General features: G+C 71.2%; 19 protein-coding genes and 1 pseudogene. 14 read left to right on the top strand and 6 right to left on the bottom strand.

Annotated features, from left to right (window positions below; all coding sequences use genetic code 11):
* Window positions 1-112 precede the first annotated feature (112 nt).
* Together uvrB and ACYVF7_RS41690 are read left to right on the top strand one after the other, a co-directional pair.
* The gene (gene uvrB / locus ACYVF7_RS41695) at window positions 113-2,227 is read left to right on the top strand and encodes an excinuclease ABC subunit UvrB (RefSeq protein ID WP_460351509.1); all 2,115 of its coding nucleotides are present in this window, start codon (window positions 113-115) and stop codon (window positions 2,225-2,227) included.
* A 155-nt stretch (window positions 2,228-2,382) separates the two neighbouring features.
* Window positions 2,383-3,417, top strand: a complete 1,035-nt coding sequence (locus tag ACYVF7_RS41690) for a WD40 repeat domain-containing protein (protein ID WP_460351508.1) — start codon at window positions 2,383-2,385, stop codon at window positions 3,415-3,417.
* Between the two features lie 86 nt (window positions 3,418-3,503).
* Here ACYVF7_RS41690 and ACYVF7_RS41685 read toward each other — a convergent pair whose 3' ends face one another.
* Window positions 3,504-3,707 carry a cold-shock protein gene (locus ACYVF7_RS41685; RefSeq protein WP_460351507.1) on the bottom strand — a complete coding sequence of 68 codons (204 nt, stop codon included), beginning with the start codon at window positions 3,705-3,707 and terminating at the stop codon, window positions 3,504-3,506.
* A gap of 300 nt (window positions 3,708-4,007) precedes the next feature.
* Here ACYVF7_RS41685 and ACYVF7_RS41680 point away from each other — a divergent pair, with 300 nt between their 5' ends.
* Entirely contained in the window at window positions 4,008-5,048 is a 1,041-nt protein-coding gene (locus ACYVF7_RS41680) for an SGNH/GDSL hydrolase family protein (RefSeq protein WP_460351506.1), read from the top strand.
* Between the two features lie 170 nt (window positions 5,049-5,218).
* Here ACYVF7_RS41680 and ACYVF7_RS41675 read toward each other — a convergent pair whose 3' ends face one another.
* Together ACYVF7_RS41675 and ACYVF7_RS41670 are read right to left on the bottom strand one after the other, a co-directional pair.
* Window positions 5,219-8,107 carry a type 1 periplasmic-binding domain-containing protein gene (locus ACYVF7_RS41675; RefSeq protein WP_460351505.1) on the bottom strand — a complete coding sequence of 963 codons (2,889 nt, stop codon included), beginning with the start codon at window positions 8,105-8,107 and terminating at the stop codon, window positions 5,219-5,221.
* Window positions 8,108-8,276: 169 nt separating this feature from the next.
* On the bottom strand, window positions 8,277-9,401 hold the full coding sequence (locus ACYVF7_RS41670; protein ID WP_460351504.1) for an NAD(P)H-dependent flavin oxidoreductase: 1,125 nt from the start codon (window positions 9,399-9,401) through the stop codon (window positions 8,277-8,279).
* A 142-nt stretch (window positions 9,402-9,543) separates the two neighbouring features.
* On the opposite strand from ACYVF7_RS41670, the gene ACYVF7_RS41665 reads away from it, so the two are divergent.
* Window positions 9,544-10,773, top strand: coding sequence for an RNA-guided endonuclease InsQ/TnpB family protein (locus tag ACYVF7_RS41665; RefSeq protein WP_460351503.1), 1,230 nt, complete (start codon window positions 9,544-9,546; stop codon window positions 10,771-10,773).
* Here ACYVF7_RS41665 and ACYVF7_RS41660 read toward each other — a convergent pair.
* The 3 genes from ACYVF7_RS41660 to pip form a co-directional block, all read right to left on the bottom strand.
* Window positions 10,706-10,975, bottom strand: a complete 270-nt coding sequence (locus ACYVF7_RS41660; RefSeq protein ID WP_460351502.1) for a hypothetical protein — start codon at window positions 10,973-10,975, stop codon at window positions 10,706-10,708. The two genes, ACYVF7_RS41665 and ACYVF7_RS41660, sit on opposite strands and share 68 nt — an antisense overlap.
* A gap of 210 nt (window positions 10,976-11,185) precedes the next feature.
* Entirely contained in the window at window positions 11,186-12,109 is a 924-nt protein-coding gene (locus tag ACYVF7_RS41655) for an arginase family protein (RefSeq protein ID WP_460351501.1), read from the bottom strand.
* 55 nt (window positions 12,110-12,164) lie between these two features.
* A complete protein-coding gene (gene pip / locus ACYVF7_RS41650; protein ID WP_460351500.1) occupies window positions 12,165-13,121 on the bottom strand; it encodes a prolyl aminopeptidase in 957 nt (318 codons plus the stop codon).
* 188 nt (window positions 13,122-13,309) lie between these two features.
* Between pip and ACYVF7_RS41645 the strand changes: the two genes are divergently transcribed.
* The 10 genes and pseudogenes from ACYVF7_RS41645 to ACYVF7_RS41600 all read left to right on the top strand — a co-directional run bounded on the left by ACYVF7_RS41645 (window position 13,310) and on the right by ACYVF7_RS41600 (window position 25,226).
* Window positions 13,310-15,409, top strand: a complete 2,100-nt coding sequence (locus tag ACYVF7_RS41645; protein ID WP_460351499.1) for a coiled-coil domain-containing protein — start codon at window positions 13,310-13,312, stop codon at window positions 15,407-15,409.
* A 200-nt stretch (window positions 15,410-15,609) separates the two neighbouring features.
* Complete coding sequence (locus ACYVF7_RS41640; protein ID WP_460351498.1) at window positions 15,610-17,265, top strand: CTP synthase; 1,656 nt, start codon at window positions 15,610-15,612, stop codon at window positions 17,263-17,265.
* Window positions 17,266-17,338: 73 nt separating this feature from the next.
* Window positions 17,339-17,971, top strand: a complete 633-nt coding sequence (locus ACYVF7_RS41635; protein ID WP_460351497.1) for an NUDIX domain-containing protein — start codon at window positions 17,339-17,341, stop codon at window positions 17,969-17,971.
* A 74-nt stretch (window positions 17,972-18,045) separates the two neighbouring features.
* A complete protein-coding gene (gene xerD / locus ACYVF7_RS41630; RefSeq protein WP_460351496.1) occupies window positions 18,046-18,957 on the top strand; it encodes a site-specific tyrosine recombinase XerD in 912 nt (303 codons plus the stop codon).
* 141 nt (window positions 18,958-19,098) lie between these two features.
* Window positions 19,099-19,988: pseudogene (locus ACYVF7_RS41625) on the top strand (ParA family protein).
* Window positions 19,989-20,082: 94 nt separating this feature from the next.
* Complete coding sequence (locus tag ACYVF7_RS41620; protein WP_460351495.1) at window positions 20,083-20,904, top strand: segregation and condensation protein A; 822 nt, start codon at window positions 20,083-20,085, stop codon at window positions 20,902-20,904.
* A 229-nt stretch (window positions 20,905-21,133) separates the two neighbouring features.
* Window positions 21,134-21,706, top strand: coding sequence for an SMC-Scp complex subunit ScpB (scpB, locus tag ACYVF7_RS41615; protein ID WP_460358402.1), 573 nt, complete (start codon window positions 21,134-21,136; stop codon window positions 21,704-21,706).
* On the top strand, window positions 21,703-22,440 hold the full coding sequence (locus ACYVF7_RS41610; protein WP_460351494.1) for a pseudouridine synthase: 738 nt from the start codon (window positions 21,703-21,705) through the stop codon (window positions 22,438-22,440). The genes scpB and ACYVF7_RS41610 overlap by 4 nt, the downstream gene beginning before the upstream one ends.
* A 33-nt stretch (window positions 22,441-22,473) precedes the next feature.
* The gene (aroH, locus tag ACYVF7_RS41605; protein ID WP_460351493.1) at window positions 22,474-22,842 is read left to right on the top strand and encodes a chorismate mutase; all 369 of its coding nucleotides are present in this window, start codon (window positions 22,474-22,476) and stop codon (window positions 22,840-22,842) included.
* Window positions 22,843-22,949: 107 nt separating this feature from the next.
* The gene (locus tag ACYVF7_RS41600; protein WP_460351492.1) at window positions 22,950-25,226 is read left to right on the top strand and encodes an ATP-binding protein; all 2,277 of its coding nucleotides are present in this window, start codon (window positions 22,950-22,952) and stop codon (window positions 25,224-25,226) included.
* Window positions 25,227-25,428: the final 202 nt, after the last annotated feature.

Here is a 25,428-nt window from a genome sequence, read left to right as displayed (position 1 = left end):
CGGAATGTCGGTGCCAGGGCGTAGGTTGAAACCCTTACCGGGGACCGTGGCCGTCGGCCCGCTCGGACCAGGGGCCGCCGAGGCGGCAGTGATCTTTCATCGGAGGAGCAGCGTGCGGCCTGTCACCGATCTCCAGCGTAAGGTGGCGCCCTTCGAGGTCGTCACCGACATGACCCCGTCCGGCGACCAGCCGCAGGCCATCGCGGAGCTGGAGAAGCGGATCACGCGCGGCGACAAGGACGCGGTGCTCCTCGGCGCGACCGGCACCGGCAAGACCGCGAGCGTCGCCTGGCTGATCGAGAAGCTGCAGCGTCCCACGCTCGTCATGCAGCCGAACAAGACGCTGGCCGCGCAGTTCGCCAACGAGCTGCGCGAGATGCTGCCCAACAACGCCGTCGAGTACTTCGTCTCCTACTACGACTACTACCAGCCCGAGGCGTACGTCCCGCAGACCGACACCTTCATCGAGAAGGACTCCTCGATCAACGACGAGGTGGAGCGGCTGCGGCACTCGGCGACCAACTCGCTGCTGACCCGCCGGGACACGATCGTGGTCGCGTCGGTGTCCTGCATCTACGGCCTGGGCACCCCGCAGGAGTACGTCGACCGCATGGTGCGGCTGCGGGTCGGCGACGAGATCGACCGCGACGAGCTGCTGCGCCGGCTCGTCGCCATGCAGTACGCCCGCAACGACCTGGCGTTCACCCGCGGCACGTTCCGGGTGCGCGGCGACACGGTCGAGATCATCCCGCAGTACGAAGAGCTCGCCGTCCGCATCGAGATGTTCGGCGACGAGATCGAGAAGCTCGCCACGCTGCACCCGCTGACCGGCGAGGTGATCACCGAGGACCAGGAGCTGTACATCTTCCCGGCCTCCCACTACGTCGCCGGCCCCGAGCGCATGGAGCGGGCCATCAACGGCATCGAGAAGGAGCTGGAGGGGCGGCTCGCCGAGCTGGAGCGGCAGGGCAAGCTGCTGGAGGCCCAGCGGCTGCGCATGCGCACGACGTACGACATCGAGATGATGCGGCAGGTCGGCAGCTGCTCCGGCATCGAGAACTACTCCCGCCACATCGACGGCCGTGGGCCCGGCACCGCGCCCAACACCCTGCTCGACTACTTCCCCGAGGACTTCCTCCTCGTCATCGACGAGTCGCACCAGACCACGCCGCAGATCGGCGCGATGTACGAAGGCGACATGTCGCGCAAGCGCACCCTGGTCGAGCACGGCTTCCGGCTGCCCAGCGCGATGGACAACCGCCCGCTGAAGTGGGAGGAGTTCCTGGAGCGCATCGGCCAGACCGTCTACCTGTCCGCGACGCCCGGCCCGTACGAGCTGGGCCGCGTCAAGGGCGACGTGGTCGAGCAGGTCATCCGCCCGACCGGCCTGATCGACCCCGAGGTGGTCATCAAGCCGACCAAGGGCCAGATCGACGACCTGGTCCACGAGATCCGGCAGCGCGCCGAGCGCGACGAGCGGGTGCTGGTCACCACGCTGACCAAGAAGATGTCGGAGGACCTCACCGACTACCTCCTGGAGCTCGGCATCCGCGTCCGCTACCTCCACAGCGAGGTCGACACGCTGCGCCGGGTGGAGCTGCTGCGCGAGCTGCGGCTGGGGGAGTTCGACGTCCTGGTCGGCATCAACCTGCTCCGAGAGGGCCTCGACCTGCCGGAGGTCTCGCTCGTCAGCATCCTCGACGCCGACAAGGAGGGGTTCCTCCGCTCGGAGACGGCACTGATCCAGACGATCGGCCGCGCCGCGCGCAACGTCTCGGGCCAGGTCCACATGTACGCCGACAAGGTCACCCCCTCCATGGAGCGGGCGATCGACGAGACCAACCGGCGCCGCGCCAAGCAGGTCGCCTACAACGAGGCGAACGGCATCGAGCCGACGGCCCTGCGCAAGAAGATCGCCGACATCCTCGACATGCTGGCCCGCGAGGACGCCGACACCGAAGAGCTCATCGGCGGCGCCGGGCGGCAGCAGAGCCGGGGCAAGGCCCCGGTCCCGGGCCTGTCCTCCAAGCAGAAGGCCGGCCGGCACGCCGCCGACCTCGTCGGCGAGCGGCCGCGCGAGGAGATGGAGGCCCTCATCGACCAGATGACGCAGCAGATGCACCACGCCGCCGAGGAGCTGCAGTTCGAGATGGCGGCCCGCCTCCGCGACGAGATCAAGGAGCTCAAGCGCGAGCTGCGCGACATGAAGGAGGCCGGCGTCCGGTAGCGCCGTCCGGGCAGGGGCACCGAGGCCACGGAGCGGCGAGTCCGGCCGGCCAGGAAAGACGACGTGCGGGTCGGCCACCGACGGGCACGTGAATTCGGACTGCGTTTCGTCGAAGTCAGCGGCCCGTCACGGACTGTGTCGGTAGATTTTCGATCATGAAAATCCGCTCCCTCCTGCGCTCCAGCCGGATCATCTCCGATGCCCCAATCCAGGACTTCGACCTCGTCGTCGTGGACGGACGTCCACGGGTGGTCTGCGCCGACTTTCGCGGTCAGAAGGCGTTCACGTGGGATCCGGCCGATGATCACTGGGCCGAGCACCCGCTGGACAACCCGTTCGGACCCGATGAGGACGAGATGGAGGGGGACGGCCTGCTGGAGATCGGCGCCGTGGTCCACGACGGGCGGATCGTGGTCGGCGGAGGTGGATACCGCCAGCCCTTCGCCCAATGGGATCTGGAAACCGGCGCCGTGCGGACCTACATCCGCGACGAGCACGGCGGGCTGGCCAAGACCTCCACCATGGAGGTGGACGGACGGTCCCTGTTCATCTGCGGCGACAGCAGCGTGCCGGCCAGGGTGCGCCTGTGGGACGCGTCGCAGCGCGACTCCCTCCTCGAGGACGAGGAGATCGACCATGTCGCCGATCCCATCGAGCTCTACGGACATTTCGACAGCATCGGCGGGCTCGGCTCGGGCACGCTCTGGGGGCGTCCGGTAGTGATCTCCGGGGGCGTGGACGGCCGCGTGATGGTGTGGGGCATCCATGACAAGGACCCCGTCGTCGAATTCGAGGGCGCCCCCATCGCGGTCAGGGGAGTCGGCTTGGCGACCGTCGACGGCCGGCCGTGCGTGGTGGCGGCCGGCGGCGAGTCGGTGATGCTGGGCGACCCCGGCACAGGCACCTGGGACGAGCCCATCGACATGTCCGACGGCGACGACCAGGACGACGAAGGCATCGACTGCATGGACGTCGGTGTCGTGGGCGGCCGGCCGATCGCGGTGACCGGGGCCATGGACGGCACGGTATGCGTCTGGGACCTGGCGGATCGTCGCCTGCTCGGCGAGCCGCTCACCGAGCACGAGCGGGAGGTCTTCGCCGTCCGGATCACCGAGATCAGCGGTCGTACCGTCGCCCTCACGGCCGGCCGGGACCGCCGCATGCGCGTATGGAGCCTCGGCGAGCGATGAGATCCGCCGGGCGCGGTCCTGCCTCGGCAGAACGACACCGGGCCCGCACCAATGATCGGTGCGGGCCCGGTTAGGCGCTATGAGACCTAGAGCGGGGAAACCTGCTCCGCCTGCGGGCCCTTCGGGCCCTGCGTGGTCTCAAAGCTGACACGCTGGTTCTCCTCCAGAGTACGGAAACCGCTGGAGGTGATGGCCGAGTAGTGCACGAACACGTCCGGGCCACCACCGTCCGGAGCGATGAATCCGAAGCCCTTGTCGGCGTTGAACCACTTGACGGTGCCTTCTGCCACTTCTTGTTCTCTCCTTCTTGGGAGCCTCACCGGTACACCGGGTTGGTGTATCGGGGCTGCATACGGACCCTTGCTTTCGTCCGCGAAAACTATCCCGGAGAAGCGAAAACGCCCGCCGTCAGAACTTCCGCGGGCGCTCAAGATCAAACTCAATACGTACGGAAAACCACGACTGCAACACCTGCATGTTATCCGCTCGCCGGAACCCCGGCAAGCGTCCCGGAGCGGTCGCGCCGAACGCCCGCAGGGCTCCCGCGCGCCCGGCGGGGATGAGATCATGATCCCGGGCGGAGGTGGTGCATGGTCGCGGTGCTGTGGGGGCGGATCCGTACGCGCCGGGGCGCGCTCATCGCGATCCCGGCCCTGCTGGCGGTTCTGGCGGCGCTGACGGTCCCGCTGGCCGTCACCGGCCAGTGCCGGCTCTTCGGCAGTGGATGCCGGGTCCCGCGCATCCACTTCGCTCCTCTGCCGACCCGGCTGACGCCCTTGGAGGCCGCCGTCAGCGGCGGCTACATCGCTCTCGGCGACTCCTACTCCTCCGGTGAGGGCACCTGGGACCTCGACGCGGACCGCTCCTACACGGGCGGCGCCGAGGACTGTCACCGGTCGCGAGAGGCGTACTTCGCGACGGTGCTGCAGGGGTTCCGGTTCGCGCGCGGCGGAAACCTGTGGGCGTGCAGCGGCGCGCGCGTCGACGACGTCCTGCGGGGCGGACGGCACGGCGAGCCGGCGCAGATCGAGCGGCTGCGTCCCGACACGAGCCTGGTGACGCTCACGATCGGCGGCAACGACATCGGCTTCTCCGAGATCGTCACCCGCTGCGTCGTGCGGCTCCCGTGGTCGTCGGCCTGCCGCGATCAGGACCCCGACATCCGGGCGCGCATGTCGGCGCTGCCCGCCGGGCTGGCGTCGGTGTTCGACCAGATCGGCCGGCGGGCGCCGAAGGCGCGCGTCATCGTGCTGGGCTATCCCCGGCCTTTCCCGGTGCAGCCGGCGCATTCGGTGGACAACATCGGCGTCGCCGACCAGGCGTACCTCAACGGCGTCGTGCGGTCCCTCGACGACACCATCGCCGCCGCGGCCCGGACGGCCGACGGAGGCCTGGCCGCGGCGGGCAGGCCCGGCACGGTGGAGTTCGTCGACGGGTACGGCGCGTTCGACGGGCACGAGCTCGGCACGGCGCAGCCGTACCTGAACGCCCTCACGATCGACTTCCGCGCGCCCGCGGTCCAGCCCCGCAGCTTCCACCCGAACCAGCTCGGCTACCAGAGCTTCGCCCGGCTGATCGACGGGCAGATCCAGTCCGGCCCGCCCCGCCCCGTGTACCAGTACCGCCGCTGACCCGGTGCGCCCCTGGCCGTGGCAGGCCGGAAACGCGCGGGTACGCCGCGTTCGGCACCGCCGAAGGGCTGCGCTCCAGCGCAGTGCCTCGAGCGGCATCGCGCCGGCGACGCTGGGCCTCTCGGCGATGCCGGCGCCCGACGGCCCGGGAATGGGCGAGCCGTACGGCGCTACTGGCACCGTGGAAGGCCGGGCGCCGGCGCCCCGCCCGCCAGCTGACCGCAGACGGCCGTCGGCGTGGCCCCGACGTCGCGGCCGGTGACCTTGACCAGCGTGAGCGCCCGGCGGCCGGAGCCGCCGCTCACGTGCTGGTCGCCGGTGAAGTCGATCACTCCGGTGGCGCCCTGGTAGCTGAGGTTCGGAAGGGTCAGCAGGACCGAGCCGGAGGTGACCGACGCGCTGCCCGGAGTCCGGGGGCCGTCGTGCGCGGCGAGGTTCAGCGTGCCGAAGGCGTTCTCCGCCGCCCGCGCCAGCGCGGAGGCCGAGTCGTACGTCATCGCCATCTGGCCGTCGGCCAGCAGCGCGGAGCGCTCCGCCGGGCCGATCCCCAGCTCGTTCCGGGCCAGGACGAAGAACGGGTTGTCGGCGTCGCGCCCGCCGGCCGTGAGATTGGGCAGGTAGGTGAACGTGGTGTAGTAGACGGTCATCGACCGGGGCAGCAGCACGTCGGTGCTGCCGGTGCCGAACCGCGACCGCGACACCTCGTCCCCGCCGAGCACCGTCAGCTCGCGGCCGGCGCAGCCGCCGTCGCGCAGGGCGTTGATCAGGCCGCTGAGGTCCTCGGTCCGCCCCGCGAAGTACACCAGGTCATAGCGGGCGCCCGCCGAGCTCCGGCAGGCCGCCCGGACCTTGCCGCCGATGTCGTCGGTGCCGTCGTAGCGCAGCATCGTGGAGGACGGGTCGACCTGCAGCGCCCTCCGGGCGTCCTCGGCGAGCTCCGCGCCGTAGTCGTTGCCCGATCCGGGCGAGCGGTAGACGATCAGCGTCCGCCCGGCCCGCCGGCCGCCCAGGGCCTTGCGGGCGACCACGGCCTCGTCGTTGTCGGTCGAGGCCAGGCCGTAGTAGTGCGGCAGCGCGGGGAGGGTGTCGGAGGAGTTGACCGGGGCGACGACGGCCAGGCCGGCGGCGTTCAGCCGGCGGACCGCCCGCTGCGACTCGGCGGTGTTGCGGCCGAAGCCCACCACCCCGACGACCGTGCGATCCCGGCGCGCCATGGCGAGGATGCGGTCCGCGGCGATCTTGGAGAAGGCCATGTCCTGGCCCGCGTTGACCGCGAGGAGCCGCATCTTCAGGGGATTGTCGCCGCCACCGGACTCGGGCCGGTTGTTGCTCCGCTGCGCGAGGTACGCGCCGGCGAGCTGGCGGATCGTGCTCACCGCGGCGTTCTCCTGGCCGCTGGCGGCCGTCATCATCCCCGCGTACAGGATCGTCACATAGGGCCGGTGGGTGGCCAGCACCCAGGCGTTCTCCGCCGTGATCCGGTCCTCCAGGTCGGCCAGGGTGATCTGGCCGGCGATATGGGCGGGGTTCGGCCTGGAACGTCCTCCGCCCAGCGCGGTGCTGACCGGTCCGCGTTCGAAGCGGACGCCGCTCGTGGCGATCCCGACGCACTCACGGCTGCCCGCCGGGTCGGTCCGCGACTGGGTGTCGGTGTTGGCGAAGAACAGGGCGTGCACGCTGCAGTGCGTCGAGGTGAGCCGGCCGTGCAGGTACGATCCGCCGACGGCGAGGACGGCCAGGAGCACCAGCAGCGACCGGCCCGACCACAGCCAGGTCCACCGCGGGCGGACCCGGAGCTTCAGCGGCGCGGGCGCCACCCGGACCGGGCCGCCGACGGGGATGGGCAGCCGCAGCAGCCACGGCAGGGCCACCTGCGCGCTGGGGCCCTGGGCGCGGGCCAGGGACTCGAGCCACTGCTCGTAGCGCGCCGGCGGGGAGAGCGCCTCCGTGGTGCGGCGGACGCCGGGCAGGTCGTCGATGTCCGCCCGGTGGGCGTGGCCGACGGAGGCCACGACGAGCAGCGGATGCAGTTCGCTGCGCCGGCTGCGCACGTCGCTCATCGCCAGCAGCAGCGCGACACCGCCGTTCCGCCCGGAGACGTTCTTGAGGAAGACGACAGAGGGCACGGGTCGCTTGAATCCCCGCAGGGTGGGGGACAGCTTGCGGTGCCGCGCGCGCAGGTCCTCCAGGAAGGCGAAGGTCCTGGTCTGCAGCCACGACTCCGCCGAGGCGGCCGAGCCGGTCGTGAGGGCCTGGTGGATGTGGCCGAGCTCGCGGTTCAGCCGTCCGTCGAACCCTCGGTTGCCCTTGACGGCGAAGAACGACGAGGCGGCGAGCCACCGGTAGCGGGTGCCGAATCCGACGCGGGAAAGAACCGGCAGCCAGATCCTGCGGTTCATCAGCCCGGCGGCCAGGGCGACGGCGCCCAGCAGGATGACGCAGATCATCAGCAGAGTGCCGATCCGCGTCTTGTCCGCGACGCCCTGGGCGATGCCGCCGAAGATCGCGGCGATCAGGACGATGACGGTCGACCACCACACGGGCGCGGTCAGCGGTCGCCGCGTCCAGGGGAGCAGGACGGCCGCGTCGTACCACTCCTCGGCCGGCGTGGTCGAGGAGGGATGCGCGGTGTTCTTCGCGGCGGCGTTCTCGACCGCCTGCTCGAAGGACCGGATGAGGTCAGAGCGGGGGAACCGGTAGCGGCCGGCGGCGGAGCGGTCGCCGGGCCACGCGTTCGGCCTGGCCAGCGAGTCCAGCAGGCCGATCTCCGCCGGAGCGGTCCGTTCCGTCTCGGCCGGCCCGTTCTCGGCGGGGGAGTCCGGGAGCGACAGGGCGAGGTGCGGGATGTCCGCCGCGGCGGCCGCCTGGGCCAGGGCGTCGACGTACGCGTCGGCGTCCACGCCCGGGTCCGCCGCCTCCAGGACCATGAGGGGGAGCGCCTGGCTCCCGAGGCGCCACGGATGCGCCCTGGTGCGCCCGTCCAGTAACTCCAGGAGCTCACGGCCGACCTGGGTGCTCAGGACGTCCTCGGCCGCCTTCGCGGACCCCGTGACACTCACGACCCACCCCCGTGAGATCGAATCGGGCGACGGTGACCGACCGCCGTGAATGCAGCGTACGAGGCGAAACTGGCATTTTCACGGCAGGTGGGGATGCGTCCCGACCAGAACCTCGGATCAGGACGGAGCGCTACGACCCTTTCGCTCCCGGCCGGCGCGAAAGGGGCTCTCAGGCGTCGGTGATCCGGTTCAGGCGCTCCAGCGCGTCGGCGAACTCCTCGATCATGTCGTAGACGACCTGACGGGCGGGCTTGACGGTGTTCATCTGCCCGACCACCTGGCCGACGAAGTAGTTGGCCAGTTGCCGGGCGCCCTCGTTGCCGGCCTCCGCGGCCTTGCCGATGGGCGCCATCGCGCCCTCGGCGACGATCATCTGCAATGGCATCGGCAGCGGGCCGGGGCTGTCGGGGGAGTCCCACTCGTCCGTCCAGGCGGAGCGGAGCTGCCGGGCGGGCTTGCCCGTACGCGACCGCGAGCGGACCGTGTCGCGGGAGGTCGCCGTGAGCATCTTCGCCTTCACCGCGGGCAGCGTCTCGGCCTCCTCGGTGGTCAGCCAGACCGAGCCGCACCAGACGCCCGACGCGCCGAGGGCCATCGCCGCGGCCATCTGCCGCCCGGTCGCGATGCCGCCCGCCGCGAGGACGGGCAGCGGCGCGACGGCGTCGACGACCTCCGGGACGAGCACCATCGTGGAGATCTCGCCGGTGTGGCCGCCGGCCTCGCCGCCCTGCGCCACGATCAGGTCGACTCCGGCCTCGACCTGGCGCCGCGCGTGCTCGACCGTGCCCACCAGCGCCGCCACGGGCACTCCGGCGGCGCGCGCCCGCTCCACCATGACCGGCGGGGGCGGGCCGAGCGCGCTGGCGATGAGCCGGATCGGATGGGCCAGCGCCACGTCGATCAGCTCGGTCGCGCCCTGCTGGGTGACCTGACGTCCCACGCCGTCGACGCGCGGGTCGGCGGCGGCCTCCGGCACCGGGACGCCGTACTTCTCGAACAGGCCCTTCAGGAACTCCCAGTGCTGCGGCGGCACGGCGGACAGCAGAGAGCCCGAGCCCTCGGCCGCCTCCTTCGCGATCTTGCCGGGGACGAGGACGTCGACGCCGTACGGGCGGCCGCCGACGTGGTCGTCGATCCAGCGCAGCTCCTCCTCGAGCCGGTCCGGGCTGTAGGCGACCGCCCCGAGGACGCCGAAGCCGCCCGCGTTGGTGACCGCCGCGACGACGTCGCGGCAGTGGCTGAAGGCGAACAGCGGGAACTCGATCCCGAACGTGTCACAGACCTCGGTCTTCATCTGTTCTTCGCGCGGTGACCCCGGCGTTCACTCCGGGGAGGTGGCGCATCCCCCTCACTGGTTGGGTGCTGGACGGGAAATGTCGGTGGCGGACGGTAGCGTCATCGACGCAGAAAGTAATAGCAGGGAAGGAGGACAGTCGGTGGCGTTGCGAAAATCGGCGATCAAACAGGCCGGGTGCGTGTCGGTGCTGCAGATACGGCTGTCGCCTACGGCTGCTGATGCTGCCCGCTTGGCTGCGGCTGTGGCGGTGTGCAACGCCGCTGCCACCCACGCCTCCCGTATCGCCTGGGAAGAGCAGATCTTCGGGCAGCTCGCGTTGCACCGGTTGATTTACCGTGGGCTGCGGGCGCGATTTCCCGGCTTGGGGGCGCAGGCGGCCGTTCGTGCGATCGCGCGCGTCGCCGACGCCTACGCCAACCGAAAGGCATCCAGGAAGCGGGCGCACGTTTTCCGGCCGCATGCCGCGGTGCCGTTCGACGCGCGGATGATCAGCTTCAACCGCGACGCCCGCATCGCCTCCATCTGGACCCCTACCGGCCGCGTGCGGGTCTCTTACACCGGTCGGGAACGGGATCTCAAGGCGATCGCCGAACTCCCGATCGGTGAGTGCGACTTGATCGAACGCAAGGGCACCTGGCTGCTGCATGTCGGCGTCACCCTCCCCAAGCCGGCGGTGACTCACCAGGCGAACGGGTTCCTTGGAGTCGATCAGGGGGTGGCGAACCTGGCCGTGACCTCCGACGGGGAGGTGCTGCCCGGCAAGCCATTGCGGGGCACTATCAAGAACAACGGCCATGTCCGGGCGCTGCGTGATCGGCGTCACCGGCAACGCAAGCGTCTGCAGAAGAAGCGCACTTCCTCTGCGCGGCGCCGGATGCGAGCACTGTCCGGACGCGAAAGGCGCATGATGGCCGATGTCAACCACCAGATCAGCAAGCACGTGGTGCGTGAGGCCGAACGCACCGCCCGCGGCATCGCCATGGAAGACCTGGCAGGCATCCGCGAGCGGGTAAGGGCTCACCGGTCCCAGCGACGCACCCTGCACAACTGGGCCTTCGCCCAGCAGACCGACTTCACCGTCTACAAGGCCGAACGCGCCGGGATCGCGTTCGTCCTCGTCGACCCCGCCTACACCTCCCAGACGTGCCCGAACTGCGGGCACGTCTCCAAGCGGAACCGGCCCGCACGCGGCATGTTCCGCTGCCGAGCCTGCGGCCTCGCTGGGCACGCAGACCACATCGCAGCCATCAACATCGCCAAGCGCGGTGAAGATGTCTGGGGCGCGATCAACCGCCCGCACGCTACCGGCCTCCCTTCACCCGAAGGGGCCCCGGAGAGCAAGTCACGAGGTTGTGCTCGTGACCGTTGATCTGGACGAGCAGGCGAGCGTCGCGCCGAGCCAGGGTGCCGGTCAGGCTCGTGCCCATAATGAGGCCGTCGAGGTCGGTGAGGGCGAGCGCGGCGTCGGCCGCCGCCGCGCGCACGGCCTGCGCGGCGAACCGCCGCGAACTCGGGCCGTACACCTTGCCGAGCTCGGTCATGCCCAGCCCGGCGATCGCCGTCTCAGCCATGGCTTACCGTCGCCGCCTCACTCTCGCGGTGCGTTCGACCCCACCGTACCGAATGATATTCGGATTGGGGTGGAACGGCGGGTCGCCGTCTCGCGGAACAGCGGGTCGCCGTCTCGCGGAACGGCCGGTCGGGGTCGGGCGGCGTCTCGCCGGCACGGCCGGTCGGGGGCGCCTCGCCGTCTCGCCCGCGCGGCCGGGCGGCCGGGCGGGTCAGCGTCTCGCGGTGAAGGCGGTGACGAGGGCGTCGACCAGTGCGCGGCCGGCCTCGCCCGACGGGTCGAGCTCCGGGTCGTAGATGCCGACGTGCATGCCGACCGCGCGCGGATCGGCCAGCAGGATCGCCAGCGCCGCGGTGAACTCCGGGAAGGACAGCCCGTCGGGGTTGGGAGAGTCGACCGCCGGCATGACGCTCTTGTCGAGCACGTCCGCGTCGATGTGGATCCAGTAGCCCTCGACGGGCGCGGCGGCCAGGTCGCGGCGCCCGGCCTCGGCGGCCGCCGCCGCGCCGTGCTGCCGGACGTACTCGATCGGATACCGGTGGATCCGCGAGGTGTGGAACGGCTCGTTGTCGAACAGCACGAGGTCCTCCGGCTCGTACTGCACGCCGATGTGCACGGCGTGCTCCTCGGCGACGTACGGCCCGAGGCCCTCGAGGTCGGTCAGCGCGGCCGGCCCGTGCCCGGTGGCGAGCGCGAGCCCCATGCCGCCGGCGGCGAACCGGCCGTGACGGCTCGCCGGGTCCCGGAGCGGGGAGTAGTCGTCGTGGCCGTCGAGGTAGACCAGGCCGTACGAGCCGCGGCGCCGCAGGGCCAGGACCGGCCCGAGCACGATGCCGCAGTCGCCGCCGAGCACGAGCGGGAACCGGCCCTCGTCGATGACCTTCCCGACGCGGTCCGCGAGCCGCACGGAGAAGTCGGCGATCGCGGGACCGTTGCGGAAGCCGGTCACCGGCTCGTCGGCGAAGGAGTACGGCGGGGGCTCGACCCCGCCGGCGTCCGCCGCGCCGAGCCGGTCGAGGAGGCCGTGCGACCGCAGCGCGGCGGCCAGGCCGCGGACCCCGGGCTGGTGGCCGTCGTGCGGCGGCCGCAGCCCGAGGTTCGACGGGGCGTCGAGGACCGTCACCGACTGAGTCATGAGCACCACCTAAATCGCTTTGGTGGTTACATCTTGTCGGTGACGGATCCGGCCGTCAACGGGCGAAGCGGTCGGTGGCCTCGATGAGGTGGTGCAGGATGCCGGGCTCGATGTAGGCGTGGCCCGCGTCGTCGACGATGTGGAGCTCCGCCTCCGGCCAGGCCTTGTGCAGGTCCCACGCCGTCGCCGCCGGCGTGCAGACGTCGTAGCGGCCCTGGACGATCACGCCGGGGATGTGGCGGATCTTGTCGACGTCCCGGATCAGCTGCTCGTCCTCGAAGAACCCGCCGTTGACGAAGTAGTGGTTCTCGATCCGGGCGAACGCCACCGCGTAGTCGGGATCGCCCTGCTCGGCGATGATCTCCGGGTCGGGACGCAGCGTGATCGTCGAGCCCTCCCAGACGCTCCACGCCTGCGCCGCCGGGAGCCGTACGTCCGGGTCCGGGTCGTTCAGCCGGTTGGCGAACGCGGCGATGAGGTCGTCCCGCTCGTCCTCGGGGATCGGGGCGACGTACTTCTCCCACAGGTCGGGGAAGAGCAGCGACGCGCCCTCCTGGTAGAACCAGTACAGCTCGAACGGCCGCAGCATGAAGATCCCGCGCAGGACCAGCTCGGTCACCCGATCCGGATGCGTCTGGGCGTACGACAGGGCCAGCGCGCTACCCCACGAGCCGCCGAAGACCTGCCACCGCTCGATGCCCAGGTGTTCGCGCAGGCGTTCCATGTCCGCGACGAGGTTCCACGTGGTGTTGTGCTCCAGCGAGACGGCCGGGTCGCTCGCGTGCGGTCGGCTGCGCCCGCAATTGCGCTGATCGAACAGCACGATCCGGTACTTCTCCGGATCGAACTGGCGTCGGTGACCCTGCGTGCATCCGCCGCCGGGCCCGCCGTGCAACATCACCGCGGGCTTGCCGTCGGGGTTGCCGCAGACCTCCCAGTAGATCTGGTCGTCGTCGCCGACATCGAGCAGGCCGGAGTCGTACGGCTCGATCGGCGGGTAGAGCGTTCTCATGGTCAAATATTCTTTCCGTCCGAAGCGCGGCTGATTCCGCAGAGTGACCGTTGACGGCGCTCCGTTGAGACACCGCTGGTCACAGCGGTCTTATCATGTCCCGAAGATCTCGAAATCATCACGAGTCGTGCGCCACACCTTGCGTGACATGGCAGACAGCTTGGTGAGACGCCCTTAGAGTTCCCTATGTGAGCGATCTCAACGGTTCGGGCGGTTCCTATGCCCCGGAGGGCGCGGGGTCGTCGTGGGCGCCCAGTAACGCCAACCTCCCGGCGCGTCCAGGTGACGCGGACCAACCGGCCGAGGTGGTCGACCGGCTGAGACAGATGGCGGACATGCTCGCCGGCGCGCTGGCGCAGGGCGAGCAGAAGGTCGCCGAGGCCAAGCAGGACGCCGAGACGAAGATCGCGGCGGTGCGGGGCGAGCACGAGTCGGCCAAGCAGGAGGCCGCGTCCGCCTGGCAGGAGGTGGAGCGGCTGCGCACCCAGGTGCAGCAGGCGCAGGCCACCGCGCGCCAGATGCTCGCCGAGCGCGAGTCGGCCAAGCAGGACGCCGCCTCGGCGCTGCAGGAGGTCGAGCGCATCCGCGCGTCCCACGACCAGATGGAGCAGCGCGCCGAGCAGGCCGAGGCCGCCGTCCGGCAGATGATGACCGAACGCGAGTCCGCGCAGCGTGACGCGGCGACCGCGCGGCAGGAGACGCACGCCGAGCGGCAGGCCAAGGAGCAGGCCGAGGCGACCGCGCGGCAGCTGATGGTCGAGCGTGAGGCCGCGCAGCAGGAGACCCAGGCCGAGCGGCAGCTGAAGGAGCAGGCCGAGGCCACCGCCCGCCAGCTCATGGTCGATCGGGAGGCCGCGCAGCAGGAGACGCACGCCGAGCGGCAGGCCAAGGAGCAGGCCGAGGCGACCGCGCGGCAGCTCATGGCCGAGCGCGAGGCGGCGCAGCAGGAGACGCACGCCGAGCGGCAGTCCAAGGAGCAGGCCGAGGCCGCGGTCCGCCAGCTGATGGCCGAGCGCGAGGCCGCGCAGCAGGAGACGCACGCCGAACGCCGGCAGAAGGAGCAGGCCGAGGCCACCGCCCGCCAGCTGATGGCCGAGCGCGAGGCCGCGCAGCAGGACGCCACCGCCGCGTGGCAGGAGGTCGACCGCATGCGCGCCCAGGTCGAGGAGATGGGGCAGCGCGTCGAGCAGGCCGAGACCACCGCCCGGCAGGCGATCTCGGAGCGCGACTCCGCCAAGCAGGAGGCGCAGACGGCCTGGCAGGAGGGCCTGCGGGCGCGGGCCCAGGCGGAACAGTCCGAGGCCGCCATGCGCCAGGCCCTCACCGAGCGCGACCACGCACAGCAGGACGCGGTCGGCGCCCGCCAGGAGACCGACCAGGCCCTCGCGCAGGCACGGCAGGCCGAGCAGCGCGCCGAACAGTCCGAGGCCGCCGTGCGCCAGCTGATGGCCGAACGGGAGGCCGCCCAGCGGGAGGCCGGTGCCGCCTGGCAGGAGGTCGAGCGCCTGCGCGTCCAGACCGAGCAGTCCGAGGCCGCGATGCGGCAGGCGTTCACCGAGCGCGACCAGGCCAGGAGCGCGTCCGAGCAGTCCGAGGCGACCGCCCGGCAGGCCTTCGCCGAGCGTGACCAGATGCGAGAGGACCGCGACGAGGCACACCGCTCCGCAGGGGAGGCCCAGACGGCGCGCAAGGCGGTCGAGGGCGAGCGCGACCGGTTCTCCCAGCACGCGGCCGAGCTGTCGCAGTCTCTCGAGGCCGCGAAGTCCGAGCTGAACACCCTGCGGGCCAAGGCCGCCGACCTGGAGGCGAAGGCGCTGACCCTGGGGCAGACGTCGGCGGCGTCGGCGAAGGAGGCCGAGGACGCGCGCCGCCGCGTCCAGGAGCTCGACGCCGACCGGCGCCGGGCGCTCGACCAGGCGACCAAGGCCGAGTCCGGCCGGGACCTCGCCGAGCGAGGACAGGCGCGGGCCCAGTCGGAGCTGGCCCAGGCGCAGCGCCGGGCCGAGGACGCCGTCCGCGAACGCGACCAGGCCCTCGCGCAGGCACGGCAGAGCACCTCCGAGCGCGACGCCCTCGCCAAGAAGCTGGAAGAGCGCGAGCAGTGGGTCGACCAGCTCGCCGAGGCCGTCACGCAGCAGCGCGACGCCCTGTCCGCGCTGTCCAGCGAGCGGGACCAGGCGCGGACCGCGGCCGACCAGGCCCGAAAGATCATCGACGAGCTCAGCGGCCAGCTCCAGGGCGGGATGTCGCCGAACAACACCGGGAGCTACGCCAACGGCTACCGCTGACCGCCCGTATCCCTCGCCGACCCGGACGTCTGACACGGACCAGGACGCATCGGGCACGGCGGGGATGCGCGCGACCGGCCGCCGTTGATCGGATGGCCGGGCGCTACCAGGAGAGTCGCCTGTTATTCTGGTGGCCCGTGGACATTCGGCCGTTCGCCAGACCGGCGAACGCCGCGACAACGACCACGGGAGCGTCTTTCTTGCCTTCGGCAGTCATTGGTGGAGCCACCCGGGCCACCAAGCATCTCTTCGTCACCGGTGGTGTCGCCTCGAGCCTCGGCAAGGGGCTGACGGCCTCCAGCCTCGGACGGCTGCTGACCCTGCGGGGTCTGCGCGTCACCATGCAAAAGCTCGACCCCTACCTCAACGTCGACCCCGGAACGATGAACCCGTTCCAGCACGGCGAGGTCTTCGTCACCGACGACGGGGCCGAGACCGACCTCGACGTCGGCCACTACGAGCGGTTCCTCGACACGGAGCTGCACGGCTCCGCCAACGTCACGACCGGCCAGGTCTACTCCAACGTGATCGCCAAGGAGCGGCGCGGGGAGTACCTCGGCGACACGGTCCAGGTCATCCCCCACATCACCAATGAGATCAAGGACCGGATCCGCGGCATGGCCGGTCCCGACGTCGACGTGGTCATCACCGAGGTCGGCGGCACGGTCGGCGACATCGAGTCGCTGCCGTTCCTGGAGGCCGTGCGCCAGATCCGGCACGAGATCGGCCGGGACAACTGCTTCTTCCTGCACGTCTCGCTGCTGCCCTACATCGGCCCGTCCGGCGAGCTGAAGACCAAGCCCACGCAGCACTCCGTCGCCGCGCTGCGCAGCATCGGCATCCAGCCCGACGCGATCGTGTGCCGTTCGGACCGGCCCATCACCCAGGGCCTGAAGAACAAGATCAGCATGATGTGCGACGTGGACGCCGACGCCGTGGTCTCCGCGGTGGACGCGCCGAGCATCTACGACATCCCGAAGGTGCTGCACACCGAGGGGCTCGACGCGTACGTCGTGCGCCGCCTCGGCCTGCCGTTCCGCGACGTCGACTGGAAGCAGTGGGACGACCTGCTGCACCGTGTCCACCACCCCGCCCGTGAAGTGACGATCGCGCTCGTCGGCAAGTACATCGACCTGCCCGACGCGTACCTGTCGGTGACGGAGGCGCTGCGGCACGGGGGGTTCGCCCACAACACCCGGGTCAACATCCGCTGGGTCAAGAGCGACGACTGCCAGACGCCGGAGGGCGCCGCCCGCGAGCTCGGCGGCGTCGACGGCGTCCTGATCCCCGGCGGGTTCGGCGTACGCGGCATCGAGGGCAAGGTGTCGGCCACCCGCTACGCCCGGGAGAACGGCATCCCCACGCTCGGCATCTGCCTCGGCCTGCAGTGCATGGTCATCGAGGCGGCCCGGTCCCTGGCCGGCATCGACGGCGCCAACAGCGCCGAGTTCGACGAGAAGGCCGCCGACCCGGTGATCGCCACGATGGCCGACCAGATCGACGTCGTCGCGGGCGAGCGCGACATGGGCGGCACGATGCGGCTCGGCCTCTACCCGGCCGACCTCGCCGAGGGCTCGCTGGTCCGCGAGATGTACGGCGCGGCCAAGGTCGAGGAGCGCCACCGGCACCGCTACGAGGTGAACAACGCCTACCGCGACGAGCTGGCAGCGGCCGGCCTGGTGTTCTCCGGCCTGTCCCCGGACGAGCGCCTCGTGGAGTACATCGAACTGCCCCGCGACCGGCACCCGTTCTACGTCGCCACGCAGGCGCACCCGGAGTTCCGGTCCCGGCCGACGCGGGCGCACCCGCTGTTCGCCGGCCTGATCGCCGCCGCGCTGGGCGAGGCCGGGGCCTGATGAGCGAGCCGGAAGGGTGCGACGAGAAAAGGCCGCGTCTGAAGGCGCCCTGGAGGCTGAGCGGGGGACGCCGATGACCGGCACGGAGGGCGTCGTCGACGAACGCTGTCGGTGGGAGACCGTCGGCAGCGAGCAGCGGTTCGACGGCGCCATCATCGAGGTGCGCACCGACCGCGTCCGGATGCCGCACGGCGAGAAGTCCGAGGTGGTCTCCCGCGACGTCGTCGTGCATCCGGGGTCGGTCGGGGTGATCTGCCTGGACGACGAGGAGCGGGTCCTGCTCCTGAGGCAGTACCGCCACCCCATCGGCTACCTGCTGTGGGAGCCTCCGGCCGGGCTGCGCGACGTCGAGGGCGAGCCGCTGTGGCGCACCGCGGCCCGCGAGCTGGGCGAGGAGGCCGGCTACCGGGCCCGCGAGTGGCACACCCTGCTGGACGCCTGCACGTCGCCCGGCATGACGGACGAACGGACGCGGATCTTCCTCGCCCGGGGGCTCAGCGAGATCTCCGCGGGCGAGGACGACTTCGAGCGCATCCACGAAGAGGCCGACATGCCGATCGCCTGGGTGCCGCTCGACGACGCGGTCGCGGCCGTACAACGCGGCGCGGTCCACAATCCCCTTGCCGTCATGGGTATCTTGGCGGTCTACGCCGCCCGGGCCGCGGGCTTTCGAGACCTGCGCGCACCCGACGCCCCGGAGTGGTGACCCCCGTTCGCCACGACTCGTCGGGATGAGGTGCCCCGCTGATATCCGCCGCCGGTGAAGAGGTCGGACGATCGTTGCAGGCGCAGGTCCGGGCCTACCTCGACCATCTCGCGGTCGAGCGCGGCCTGGCCGCTAACACGTTGAGCTCCTACCGGCGTGACCTGCGCCGTTACGTCGACGCGCTGAGCGCGCGCGGCCGTACGGCGATCGGCCAGGTCGGTGAGGACGACGTCGTGTCGTTCCTGGCGGTGCTGCGGGAGGGCGACGACGCGCATCCCCCGCTGGCGGCCGGGTCGGCGGCCCGCGCGGTCGTCGCCGTACGCGGGCTGCACCGGTTCGCGGTCCGGGAGGGCATGTCGGCGGCCGACCCGGCCCGTGACGTCAAACCGCCGGTGCCGCCGCGCCGGCTGCCCAAGGCCATCGGCATCGAGGAGGTCGAGCGGCTGCTGGCCGTCGCCGGGCCCGGGGACACCGCCCGCGGGATGCGCGACCGCGCCCTGCTGGAGCTGCTGTACGGCACCGGGGCGCGCATCTCCGAGGCCGTCGGCCTGGCCGTCGACGACGTGGACCTGGACGACGCGGTCGTGCTGCTGCGCGGCAAGGGCGGCAAGGACCGGGTCGTGCCGGTCGGCCGGTACGCCGGCGAGGCCCTGGAGGCCTACCTCGTCCGGGCCCGCCCGGCGCTGAACGTCCGCGGCCAGGGCGGCCCGGCCCTGTTCCTGAACGCCCGCGGCGGGCGGCTGTCGCGGCAGAGCGCCTGGTCGACCCTGCGGTCGGCGGCGGAGCGCGCCGGGCTCAAGGACGTTTCTCCGCACACTTTGCGGCATTCTTTCGCGACCCACCTGCTCGACGGCGGCGCCGACGTTAGGGTGGTGCAGGAGTTGCTCGGCCACGCGTCGGTCACGACGACCCAGGTCTACACCCTGGTCACCGTCGACCGGCTGCGCGAGGTCTACGCATCCGCACACCCGCGTGCGCTGGGGTGATCAGAGCGTCCGCGCGGTGCGCCGCCTTGCCCGCCCTACTTGACAGGCCCTAGAGTCCCCATCTACGGCAATCCGCAGCCGCCGGGGAGGTTCGAGGAGCTGGTGACTGAGCCCAGCGAGCAGGAGAGAGCACGTTCGGAAATGGCGCTCTCAACCGCCATCGCGACCGATCCGCGTAACGCAGCGCCACTCGGGCCCACGCTGCGTCCCATTCCGTCGTTCCCGGACCCGCCGCCGCTGGCCGAGCACGGGCCGGCCCGCATCGTCTCGGTCTGCAACCAGAAGGGCGGCGTCGGCAAGACGACGACCACGATCAACCTCGGCGCCTCGCTCGCGGAGCAGGGCCGCCGGGTGCTGCTCGTCGACTTCGACCCGCAGGGGGCGCTGTCGGTCGGCCTGGGCAAGGGCGACCCGCGCCAGCTCGACCTGACGATCTACAACCTGCTCATGGAGCGGGGCGTGGAGACCGAAGAGGTCATCCTGCCGACCAGCGTCGAGGGCATGGACCTGCTGCCCAGCAACATCGACCTGTCCGGCGCGGAGGTCCAGCTCGTCCACGAGGTCGGCCGGGAGTACATCCTCGGCGGGCTGCTCAAGCCGGTCGTCTCCGACTACGACTACATCATGATCGACTGTCAGCCGTCGCTCGGCCTGCTGACCGTCAACGCGCTCGCCGCCAGCCAGGGCGTCCTGGTGCCGCTGGAGTGCGAGTACTTCGCCATGCGCGGCGTCGCGCTGCTCATGGAGACGATCGAGAAGGTCACGGGCGGCTCAACCCCGAGCTGGCCATCGACGGCTTCCTGGCCACCATGTACGACTCGCGTACCCTCCACACCCGCGAGGTGCTCGGCCGGATCGTGGAGGCGTTCGGCGATCAGGTCTTCCACACGGTCATCAACCGCACGGTCCGCTTTCCGGACGCGACGGTCGTCGGTGAGCCCATCACCCGGTTCGACCCGTCGTCCATGGGCGCGAACGCCTACCGGGAGCTGGCCAAGGAGGTGCTGCAGAGGTGGCAGCTCGCCGGGTGACCCTCCCGTGGACGGCCGGCCCCCGCCGTAGCGGCCCATCACGCGCCCACACGGCGCCGCAGGGGAGTCCGTGACCTCGACTACCGTTGACGAGGTGGACGAGCAGGCGGAAGAGGAGCAGGAGGGCGGGTTCCGGGTCCATCTCGACAACTTCGAGGGACCGTTCGACCTGTTGCTCGGGCTGATCTCCAAGCACAAGCTCGACATCACCGAGGTGTCCCTGCACAAGGTCACCGACGAGTTCATCGCCTTCATCCGGTCCCACGGCAGCGACTGGGATCTGGATCAGGCGAGTCACTTCCTCCTGGTTGCCGCCACGCTCCTGGACCTCAAGGCGGCCCGGCTGATCCCCTCCGGGGAGGTCGAGGACGAAGAGGACCTGGCGTTGCTGGAAGCCCGCGACCTGCTGTTCGCGCGGCTTCTGCAGTACCGCGCCTACAAGGAGGTCGCGGCGCTGTTCGCCGGCCGGATCGCCGACGAGTCGCGCCGGTTCCCCCGTACGGTCCCCATGGAGCCGCAGTTCGCCAACCTCCTGCCGGAGGTGCTCCTCGGCCTGGGGCCGGAGAAGTTCGCCGCCCTGGCCGCCCGGGCCCTCGCGCCGAAGCGGCCGCCCACCGTCTCGATCGAGCACATGTACGCCCCGCAGGCCAGCGTGCGGGAGCAGGCGGACATCATCGTGGCCCTCCTGCGTAAGCTGGAGCGCGCGACCTTCCAGGTCCTGACCGAAGACTGCGCGGGCACCTTCGAGGTCGTCGCCCGCTTCCTGGCCCTCCTGGAGCTCTACCGTGAGAAGGCCGTCTCCTTCGAACAGGACGAGCCCCTCGGCGAGCTGCACGTCACCTGGACGGGGACCGGCGAGGGCGACATCAAGGTCGGGGACGACTACACCGGCCGACCGACGGAGTCCGATGACTGACACGCCATCCCCCGAACCCGAGCAGATCCCCGCCCCGCGCGTCGGCGAAGCGCCCCCGGAGTTCCGCGACGTACGCCCTGCCACGTCCGGCCTTCCCGAGGACGATCAGCAGACCGGCGCGTCCGAGAGCGGCTCGGCGGCGGAAGCTTCCGTGAGCGGCTCGGGGACCGGCCCGTCCGAGGGCGGCCCGGAGATCGGCGGGCCGTTCGGTGAGGATCCGGGGACGCCCGTGGCGGCCGGAGCGGAGCCGCAGGAGGCCGAACCGTCGCTGCGCGCGGGGCTGGAGGCGATCCTGCTGGTCGTCGACGAGCCGGTCCCGGAGGTGACGCTCGCCCAGATCCTCGAGCGGCCCCGGCAGGAGATCGCCGCGGCGCTTCGCGAGCTCGCCGCGGAATACACCGCCCAGGGCCGGGGGTTCGACCTAAGAGAGATCGCCGGTGGGTGGCGCTTCTACACGCGGGAGACCTGTGCGCCGCTCGTCGAGCGTTTCGTCCGGGACGGCCAGCAGGCGAGGCTGACCCAGGCCGCTCTGGAGACGCTCGCCGTGGTCGCCTACCGGCAGCCGGTGAGCCGGGCGCGGGTCTCGGCCATCCGGGGCGTCAACAGCGACGGCGTGATCCGCACGCTGACCCTGCGGGGCCTGATCGAGGAGGCGGGCCACGACCCGGAGCACCAGGCGGTGCTCTACCGTACGACCGGCTACTTCCTCGAGCGGCTCGGCCTGAACGACCTGGACGAGCTGCCCGATCTCGCCCCCTACCTACCTGACGACCTGGAAGGCATAGAGGAACTCCAGCAGTGAACCAGACGAATGAGGGCGTACGACTGCAGAAGGTGCTCGCGGAGGCGGGCATCGCGAGTCGGCGCGCCTGTGAGGACCTGATCGCCGCCGGCCGGGTCACGGTGGACGGCGAGAAGGTGACGTGGTTCGGCGCCCGCGTCGATCCGCAGAGCGCCGTGATCCACGTCGACGGCAAGCGCATCCCGACGCGTACCGAGCTTCGCTACTACGCCCTCAACAAGCCCAGGGGCATTGTCAGCACCATGTCGGACCCGCGGGGGCGCAAGACCCTGATGGAGTACGTCGGCGACGTTCCCGAGCGACTGTTCCACGTCGGGCGGCTCGACACCGACACCGAGGGCCTGATCCTGCTGACCAACGACGGGGAGCTGGCCAACCGGCTGATGCATCCGTCGTACGGCGTCAGCAAGACCTACCTTGCCGAGGTCCACGGGCCGATCGACCGCGATCTCGGCCGCCGGCTCAAGAAGGGCGTCAAGCTGGCGGACGGGTTCGCCAAGGCCGACGGGTTCCGGATCTTCGACCAGGTCGGCAAGCGCGTCCTCGTCGAGGTGACCCTCCATGAGGGGCGCAAGCACATCGTCCGGCGTCTGCTCGCGGAGGTCGGCTACCCCGTCCAGCAGCTGGCGCGCACCGAGTTCGGCCCGATCAAGCTCGGGCGGCTCAAGTCCGGGACGATCCGTGCGCTGAACACCAAGGAGATCGGCGAGCTGTACGCGGCCGTGGAGCTCTAGAGCGTCCGGCCCGCGCGGATTCGGAGAGGTTTCATGGGACGATCAGTACGAGCGGTACGCGGTGCGGTCCAGGTCGACGAGAACGACCGGGATCAGATCCTCGAGGCGACGGCCGAGCTGGTCGCCGAGGTGATGAGCCGTAACGCCCTCACGACGGACGACGTGATCAGCGTCATCTTCACGGCGACGCCGGATCTGACCGCGGAGTTCCCGGCGCTGGCCGCCCGGAAGCTGGGTTTCAACGAGGTTCCGCTGTTGTGCGCGAGTGAGATCGACGTTCCGCACGCGCTGCCGCGCGTGGTCCGCCTGATGGCCCACATCGAGACCGATCGGCCGCGGTCGGAGATCCAGCACGTGTACCTGCGCGGGGCGGTGGCACTCCGGCTGGACATCGCCCAGTAAGGGGTCGGATCGGCTGAGTAGACTGGTCGACTACCAGGGCAAACCATCTCGAGGGTGTCATGGCGGTAGCGGTGGCACAGAGGCATGCAGGGAATCTGCCGGCCGAGATGACCAGTTTCGTCGGCCGTCGGCGTGAGCTTGCCGAGGCGAAGCGTCTGCTGTCCACCGGCCGGATGGTCACGTTCACCGGTCCCGGGGGCGTGGGCAAGACCCGCCTGGCGGAGCGCGTGGCAGCCGAGACGCACCGCGAGTTCCCCGACGGCGTCTGGCTGATCGACCTGGCGCCGGTGGTGGCGGGTGAGCCGCTGCCACGCGTCGTGGCCGGGGTCCTCGGACTGCAGGGCGAGGCCGGGCTGTCGGCGCTGGGTGACTACCTGGCGGACCGGCGGCTGCTGCTCCTGCTGGACAACTGCGAGCACCTGGCGGTCGACTGCGCGACCTTGTCCGGGAAGCTCCTGGGCATCGCGCCCGGGCTGCGGATCCTGGCCACCAGCCGGCAGGTGCTCCACCTCGAGGGCGAACGCGTCCTAGAGGTGCCGCCCCTGTCCGTACCGGACACCGACGACGTCGCCTCGGTGGACGAACTGGCGCGCTTCGAATCGGTCAGCCTGTTCGTCGAGCGGGCGTCCGCCGCCCTCCCGGGGTTCACGATCGCCCCCGACAACGCCCTCGCGGTGACGAAGCTGTGCCGGCGGCTGGAGGGCATCCCGCTGGCCGTCGAGCTGGCGGCGGTACGCCTGCGGGCCCTGTCGGTGCAGCAGATCCTCGACCGGCTGGACGACCGGTTCCGGATCCTCGTCGGCCACAGTCCGGTCGCGCTGCCGCGTCAGCAGACGCTCCGCGCGTTGATCGACTGGAGCCACGACCTGTGCTCGCCCGAGGAACGCGCGCTGTGGCGGGGGCTGTCGGTCTTCTCCGGAGGCTGCTCCCTCGAGGCGATCGAATACGTGTGCGGCGGGGAGGAGATCGTCCCCGATGAGGTCATTGACGTGGTGACGGGTCTGGTGGACAAGTCCATCCTGCTGCGGTCCACCTCGACGCGCGACGGGCTTCGCTACGAGATGCTGGAGACGCTCCGCGAGTACGGGCGGGAGCGCCTCGCCGAGTCCGGCCGGGAGTCGGAGCTGCTGAGACGGCACTGCACGTGGTGCCGGGACATCGCCGCGCGGGCGGAGGCCGAGTGGTTCGGGCCCGGCCAGATGGAGCTGGCCGAGATGCTGCGGTGTGAGCAGTCCAACGTCGTGGCGGCGCTGGAATACTGCCTCACCCAGATCGGCATGTCGCACTGCGCCCTGGAGATCGCCTCGGCGATGTGGAGCCACCGGCTCTCGTGGGCCTCGCTGCGGGACGGCCACCACTGGCTGGATCGGGCGCTGGCGCTCGACCAGGAGCCGACGCCGGCGCGGGCCAAGGCGCTGTGGGTGGACGCCTGGCTCATGCTGCTGCGCGGCGAGCCGAAGGCGGCGGAGCCGCTGCTGCAGGAGTGCCGGGAGCTCGCCGAGCGGCTCGGCGACGTCGAACAGCTCGCCGGGGCCGTCCAGATCAGCGGGTTCGCCGCGCTGCTCGCCGGGGACTTCACCGAGGCCGCCGCCCTGCTGGAGAAGGCGCTGTCGTTCCACCTCACCACCGGGAGCCGGGGCCGCTACTGGACCACGCTGTTCCAGCTGGCCATGGCGGCGGTCCTGGACGGCGATCCGCGGGCCGCCGAGCTCTGCGCCGAATGCCGGGCCATGTGCGAGCGGGAGAACGCCCGGTGGTCGATGTCGTTCGCGATCTGGGTCACGGGCCTGGAACGTTGGAGCAAGGGCGACACCCGGCCGGGGACCGACATGATCCGCGACGCGATCCGCATCAAGGTGCCCTTCGGCGATCACCTGGGGATGGCGCAGTGCATCGAACTGCTCGCCTGGCTGACCGCGGACGCGGAGGAGTACCGGCGCGCCGCCGAGCTCCTGGGCGCCGCCCAGGCGGTCTGGCGGTCGATCGGCACGTCGCTGTCCGGGCTCGGGCACCTGGCGGATCCGCACGGCCGCTACGAGGAGCGTCTGCGAGCCGCCATCGGTGACCGGGAGTTCGCGGCGGCGTACGACCGTGGAGTGCAGCTCGACGTCGAGGGCGCCGTCGCCCTGGCGGTCGCCGAACGCGAGGCCGACCAGGAGGCCCCACCGGCCGAACGCGGTATCGCGGCGGTCCTCACTCGCCGCGAACGCGAGATCGCCGACCTCGTCGCGGAGGGCCGGAGCAACAAGGAGATCGCGGCCGCCCTGGTGATCTCCCAGCGGACCGCGGAGGGGCACGTCGAGCACATCCTGCGCAAACTGGGCTTCACCTCGCGGGCCCAGATCGCCGCCGCCTGGACCCCCTCCGGCCGCACCGGGGACTGAACCGCGTTGGACGGCGCTCGCTCCGCGAGCGCGGTTCGCGGCGCCCAATGCGTCGTCCTCCCTCGTCTGGTCGCCGCTCCCCGCGCTCCTCAGTCCAGACGACGCGCGACCGCTCTGTTCGATGGCGCTCGCTTCGCGAGCGCGGGAGCGGTCGCCCAATGCGTCGTCTTCCCTCGTCGCTCCGGTCGCTTCGCTCCGGTCG

The sequence above is a fragment of the Actinoallomurus acanthiterrae genome, from assembly GCF_054775715.1.
Note: the sequence above shows the minus strand (reverse complement) of the source record. Positions and strands in the feature narration are given on the sequence as shown.

Bases quoted from the DNA above. Each gene is read 5' to 3' on its own strand.
- ACYVF7_RS41660 (WP_460351502.1), bottom strand. From the start codon at position 10,975: ATGGCTGAGACGGCGATCGCCGGGCTGGGCATGACCGAGCTCGGCAAG.
- aroH (WP_460351493.1), top strand. From the start codon at position 22,474: ATGGGACGATCAGTACGAGCGGTACGCGGTGCGGTCCAGGTCGACGAG.
- ACYVF7_RS41680 (WP_460351506.1), top strand. From the start codon at position 4,008: ATGGTCGCGGTGCTGTGGGGGCGGATCCGTACGCGCCGGGGCGCGCTC.
- ACYVF7_RS41600 (WP_460351492.1), top strand. From the start codon at position 22,950: ATGACCAGTTTCGTCGGCCGTCGGCGTGAGCTTGCCGAGGCGAAGCGT.
- ACYVF7_RS41655 (WP_460351501.1), bottom strand. From the start codon at position 12,109: ATGACTCAGTCGGTGACGGTCCTCGACGCCCCGTCGAACCTCGGGCTG.
- pip (WP_460351500.1), bottom strand. From the start codon at position 13,121: ATGAGAACGCTCTACCCGCCGATCGAGCCGTACGACTCCGGCCTGCTC.
- ACYVF7_RS41670 (WP_460351504.1), bottom strand. From the start codon at position 9,401: ATGAAGACCGAGGTCTGTGACACGTTCGGGATCGAGTTCCCGCTGTTC.
- ACYVF7_RS41635 (WP_460351497.1), top strand. From the start codon at position 17,339: ATGACCGGCACGGAGGGCGTCGTCGACGAACGCTGTCGGTGGGAGACC.
- ACYVF7_RS41690 (WP_460351508.1), top strand. From the start codon at position 2,383: ATGAAAATCCGCTCCCTCCTGCGCTCCAGCCGGATCATCTCCGATGCC.